The sequence below is a fragment of the Curtobacterium sp. B18 genome (assembly GCF_000333375.1).
Classification (GTDB): domain Bacteria; phylum Actinomycetota; class Actinomycetes; order Actinomycetales; family Microbacteriaceae; genus Curtobacterium.
In genome coordinates, this window is record NZ_BACZ01000412.1 from 1 (window position 1) to 4,771 (window position 4,771).

The 4,771-nt window shown below is 71.5% G+C and carries 3 protein-coding genes; 1 reads left to right on the top strand and 2 read right to left on the bottom strand.

The genetic code is table 11. The features are described 5' to 3' along the window. Both I5E_RS11395 and I5E_RS22750 read right to left on the bottom strand, forming a co-directional pair. Positions 1 to 621: glycosyltransferase (locus tag I5E_RS11395; RefSeq protein ID WP_022907100.1), on the bottom strand; the 621-nt coding region annotated here is incomplete at its 3' end. Positions 622 to 790: 169 nt separating this feature from the next. After that, positions 791 to 2,797 carry a S1C family serine protease gene (locus tag I5E_RS22750; protein ID WP_022907101.1) on the bottom strand — a complete coding sequence of 669 codons (2,007 nt, stop codon included), beginning with the start codon at positions 2,795 to 2,797 and terminating at the stop codon, positions 791 to 793. 191 nt (positions 2,798 to 2,988) lie between these two features. On the opposite strand from I5E_RS22750, the gene I5E_RS11405 reads away from it, so the two are divergent. Beyond that, positions 2,989 to 4,191 (top strand): aminotransferase class I/II-fold pyridoxal phosphate-dependent enzyme, encoded by a 1,203-nt coding sequence (locus tag I5E_RS11405; protein ID WP_022907102.1) that lies wholly within the window; start codon positions 2,989 to 2,991, stop codon positions 4,189 to 4,191. Positions 4,192 to 4,771: the final 580 nt, after the last annotated feature.

Genomic DNA, 4,771 nt, shown 5'->3' on the forward strand with positions numbered 1-4,771 from the left:
GGCGTGACCGACGGTGCCGCCGGTCTGCCGCAGTCGCCGGTTGAGTTCCCAGTCCTGCCCGCGCTTGATGCCCTCGTCGAACAGCCCGACCTCGAACAGGCGGTCGCGGCGGAACACACCGAGGTACGCGGTCTCGGCCGGACCGGCCCGTCCGCCGACGTGGTGCGGCGTCCCGCCGAGGCCGACGCGGCTGCCGTAGGCGAGCGCGACGGCGCGTTCGAAGGGGGTCCGTCCCTCGGCGCGCATGATGCCGCCGACGTTGTCGGCACCCGATTCCTGCAGCACCCGCACCGCGATGCGCGTGTAGTCCGTGGGGAGGACCGAGTGGGCGTCCACGCGGACGACGACCGGGTGCACCGATGCACGGATCGCCACGTTGAGGCCGGCGGGCGTCGAGCCCGCCGGGTTCTCGATCGCGCGGATCCGGGGATCGGCGGCGCTCATCTCGGCGACGAGTTCGTTCGTGCCGTCGATCGACGGGCCGAGGGCGAGGATGACCTCGAACGGACCGGAGTAGTCCTGCTCCAGCAGACTCTGGACGGCTGCCCGGACCTCGGTGACCTCGTTGAGGACGGGCATCACGTACGAGACGCCCGGCAGGGGCTGTCCGTCTGTCTGCATCGGTACCTCGGGGTCCTCACCTGGGTGCACGGGACGCACCGCGGACGGTGCCGCCCCGCAAGAGCGACCCTGAGCCTATCAAGTCGCCGCGGGTCGTCGGGGCGACCGGCAGACGGACGGGAGGCACGGTGCCAGCTGGCACCGCGCCTCCCGTCCGTTGCTGGTCGCGTCAGCCCTTGTAGGTCCCGAGGGTGACGTCCGCCTCACGCGTCTGGCCGTTGCGGATGAAGGTGATCGTCGTCTTCGCACCGCCCGCGAAGTAGCGAACCTGCGCCGTCAGGTCGGTTGCGTCGGAGACCGTCGCCGACCCGATCTTCGTGACCACGTCACCCTTCTGCAGACCGGCCTTCGCCGCTGCACCGCCGGACGACACCGACTTGATGAGGCCGCCCATCTGCGTGGCGTTCGCGTCCTCGGCGGCGTCGCCGACGGTCGCGCCGAGCAGCCCGTGCGTCGCGGAGCCGTTGTCCTTGATCTCGTTCGCCACGCGCTTGACGAGGTTCGACGGGATCGAGAAGCCGACGCCGATGCTGCCGGACTGGCTCGACGACGAGTCGGACGAGCTGCCCGCGCTCGCGATGGCCACGTTGATGCCGATGAGCTTGCCCTTGGAGTCCAGCAGCGCGCCACCGGAGTTGCCCGGGTTGATCGATGCGTCGGTCTGGATGACGGGCAGCGAGACCGTGCTGTTCGTCGAGGAGTTGCTGCCGTTGCCGCCGTTGCCCCAGAAGTCGAAGGGACCGCCGCTCGAGCCGTTCCCGCCCTCGTTCGAGTCGCCGCCCTCGGTGGGGGCGCTCGACGTGACCTGGATGCTGCGGCTCAGGGTCGAGACGATGCCGTCCGTGACGGTGTTCGACAGTCCGAGCGGAGCACCGATCGCCACGGCCGTGTCGCCGACGTTGAGGTCGCCGGAGTCCGCGAACGTGATCGGCTTCATGTCGGTCGCGTCGATCTTGATGACCGCCAGGTCGACCGTCGGGTCGGTGCCGACGAGCTTCGCCGGGTAGATCTTGCCGTCCGAGGTGGTGACCGTGATCGTGCCGTTCGAGCTGTCACCGTCGAGCGTCACCACGTGGGTGTTCGTGACGATGTAGCCGTCCTTGCTGAACACGACGCCCGATCCGGTGCCCGCTTCACTGCTCGACGAGACGTTGATCGTGACCACCGACGGGGTCGCCTGCGCGGCCACCGCGGTGACGACCGTCGCGTTGTTGTAGTCGTTGACGGTGAGGTTGCCGCCGCCCTGGCTGGTGGACGACCCGACGACGGTCCCGCCGCCCTGGCTCGATCCGGCGAGCCATCCGGCACCGCCGCCCACGAGACCGGCGATGACGACGCCGGCGATGATCGGGAGGGCGAGGCGGCCTCGGCTGGTGCCCGTGCGACCACTGGCGGGTGCCGCACCCGGGACGCCGGCGGCGCCGGCGGCTCCGCTCTCGAAGTAGTGGCCGTTCCGCTGGTTCGAGCCGTCGACGTCGCCGAACGCGCTCGTGGCGGAGGCCGGAGCCTGGGCCGATGCGGTGGCGTACTCGGAGGCCGAGGCGGGAGCCGAGGTGGGCTGGGCGTACTCGCCGTAGCGGGGCTGCTGGCCGTACTGCGACTGCTGGCCGTACTGGTTCTGCTGGCCGTACTGCGACTGCTGGCCGTACTGGCCGTGCTGCTGCTGGCCGTACTGGTCCTGTTGGCCGTACTGGCTCTGCTGGCCGTACTGCGACTGCTGGCCGTACTGACCGTGCTGGCCGTACTGCTGCTGTCCGTACTGGTCCTGCTGGCCGTACTGGCTCGTCTGGGACTGGCCGTACTGCGGCTGCTGCGTCGGCTCGGTGCCGTAGGGCGTCCCGTGCGCGCCGTAGCCGCCCGAGGCCTGCCCGTACTGGCTGGTCTGGTCGGCCTGACCCTGCTGGCCGGACTGGTCGGCCCGGCCCGGCTCCGACGCCTGGTCGGACAGCGTCGGGTACGGCGCCGTGTACCGATCGGTCGGGTGGTCGTTCGCGGACGCGATCACGTCGGTGTGGTCCGCGTCGGTGTGGCGCGCGTCGGTGTGGCGCGCGGCGGTGTGGTCCGCGTCGTGGAGGTGCTCGGAGTCGTTCGGCGAAGCGTCCTCGGATGCGGCCTTGGCGGCCGCGTCGTCCGGACGGATGTCGTCGCCCTGCCCGTTGGGCGTGGTGTCGGTCATGCTGGACGTGCTCCTTTCAAGCTCGTGCAGTCTGTCGCACGCACCTGAGCGGTGCTCCTGGTGACGCTGGAAGCGACCTATGGCGATCTTATGCGTGGGCTGTGCGACCCTTCCCGGGGTGCGCTCGACTCGGCCGCTAGGTTGGGGTCCGTTAGCGCCGCGAGCGCGATCGACATCCCGGAGGGAACCACATGCGCCACGCAGGACCCTGGTTGCGAGCCGCCGAGGGAGCGATGCTCCTCGGACCGGACGGCGTCCCCGCGCCGACGGTGTTCGCCGAGATGAGCGCACTCGCGGCCGCGACGGGCGCACTGAACCTCGGGCAGGGGTTCCCGGACGAGGACGGCCCGGCCGAGGTCCTCGAGGCAGCGATCGCAGCCATCCGCGACGGCGTCAACCAGTACCCGCCGGGACGAGGGACCCCAGACCTGCGGGCCGCGATCAGCGAGCACCAGGCCCGTTGGTACGACCTCGACGTCGACCCCGACCGCCAGGTACTCGTCACCGCCGGCGCCACCGAGGCCCTCGCCGCGACGCTCCTGGCGCTCGTCGAGCCGGGCGACGAGGTCATCACGTTCGAGCCGTTCTACGACGCGTACGGTGCGCTCATCGGGCTCGCCGGCGGGACGCACGTCACCGTGCCGCTGTCTGCTCCCGACTTCCTGCCGGACGAGACTGCCCTCCGCGCCGCGTTCTCCGACCGCACCCGCGCCGTGCTCGTGAACACGCCCCACAACCCCACCGGCCGCGTGCTGCCGACCGAGGTCCTGACGACGATCGTCGAACTCGCGACGCACCACGACGCGGTGATCGTCACCGACGAGGTCTACGAGCACCTGACCTTCGACGTGCCGCACGTCCCGATCGCCACCCTGTCCGGTGCCGCCGAGCGGACCGTGACGATCTCGAGCGCTGGGAAGACCTTCAGCACCACCGGTTGGAAGATCGGCTGGCTCACGGCTCCCCCGGCGCTCGTCGACGCGATCACCAGCGTGAAGCAGTTCCTCACGTTCGTGAACGGGGCTCCGTTCCAGCCCGCGGTGGCAGCCGGCCTCCGACTCCCCGACCAGGTCTTCACGGGCATCGCCGCCGAGCTGTCCGCCAAGCACGACCTGCTCGCGGGTGGGCTGGCCGCCGCGGGCTTCGAGGTGATGCGTCCCGACGGCGGGTACTTCGTCATCGCGGACGTCGCGCCGCTCGGGTACGACGACGCCCGGTCGTTCTGCCTGCGACTCCCCGAGCTCGCCGGCGTCGTCGGGGTGCCGGTCTCGGCGTTCGTCCGTCCCGACCACGCGGCCGACTACCGGACCCTCGTGCGGTTCGCCTTCTGCAAGCGCCGCTCGGTGCTCGAGGACGCCGCCGCTCGCCTCGCCGGTCTCGCTCGGCGCGGCTGACCCGCCCGCGCCACCACCCGCCGCACCGCTCGGCGGGCGCATTCCGCCCGCTCGGGGCCGCGCGTCCGCCTGCGGCGCGCTCCGAGCGGGCAGAACACGGCCCACCCGAGCCCTCAGCCGGATGCAAATAGCCCGCTCAGCGTGAGCGCGTCCCGTGCCGGCGTCGAGCGGGCGAAATACTGCCCACCCTCCCCTCCAGCGGGACGTATTTCGCCCGCTCGGGTCGGGCGCACCGCTTGGGCGAGCCGAGCGGGCGAGATCTGGCCAGCCCGTGCCTCCAGGCAACCCGCTTTCGCCCGTTCGGCGGGAGCGCGTCGCGTGCCGGCGTCGAGCGGGCGGAATGTGGCGCACCCGCGCCTCCATGCGGACGTTCTTCGCCCACTCGGGTCGGGCGCACCGCCCGAGAGCGTCGAGCGGGCGGAATGTGTTGCACCCGCGCATCCAGCGGGACGTCTTTCGCCCACTCGGGTCGGGCGCACCGCCCGGACGAGGCGAGCGGGCGGAATCTGGCCCGCTCGCGCCTCCAGGCGGACCTACTTCGCCTGTTCGGCGTCGGCGTGTGCGTAGGCGCGCCGCGGCC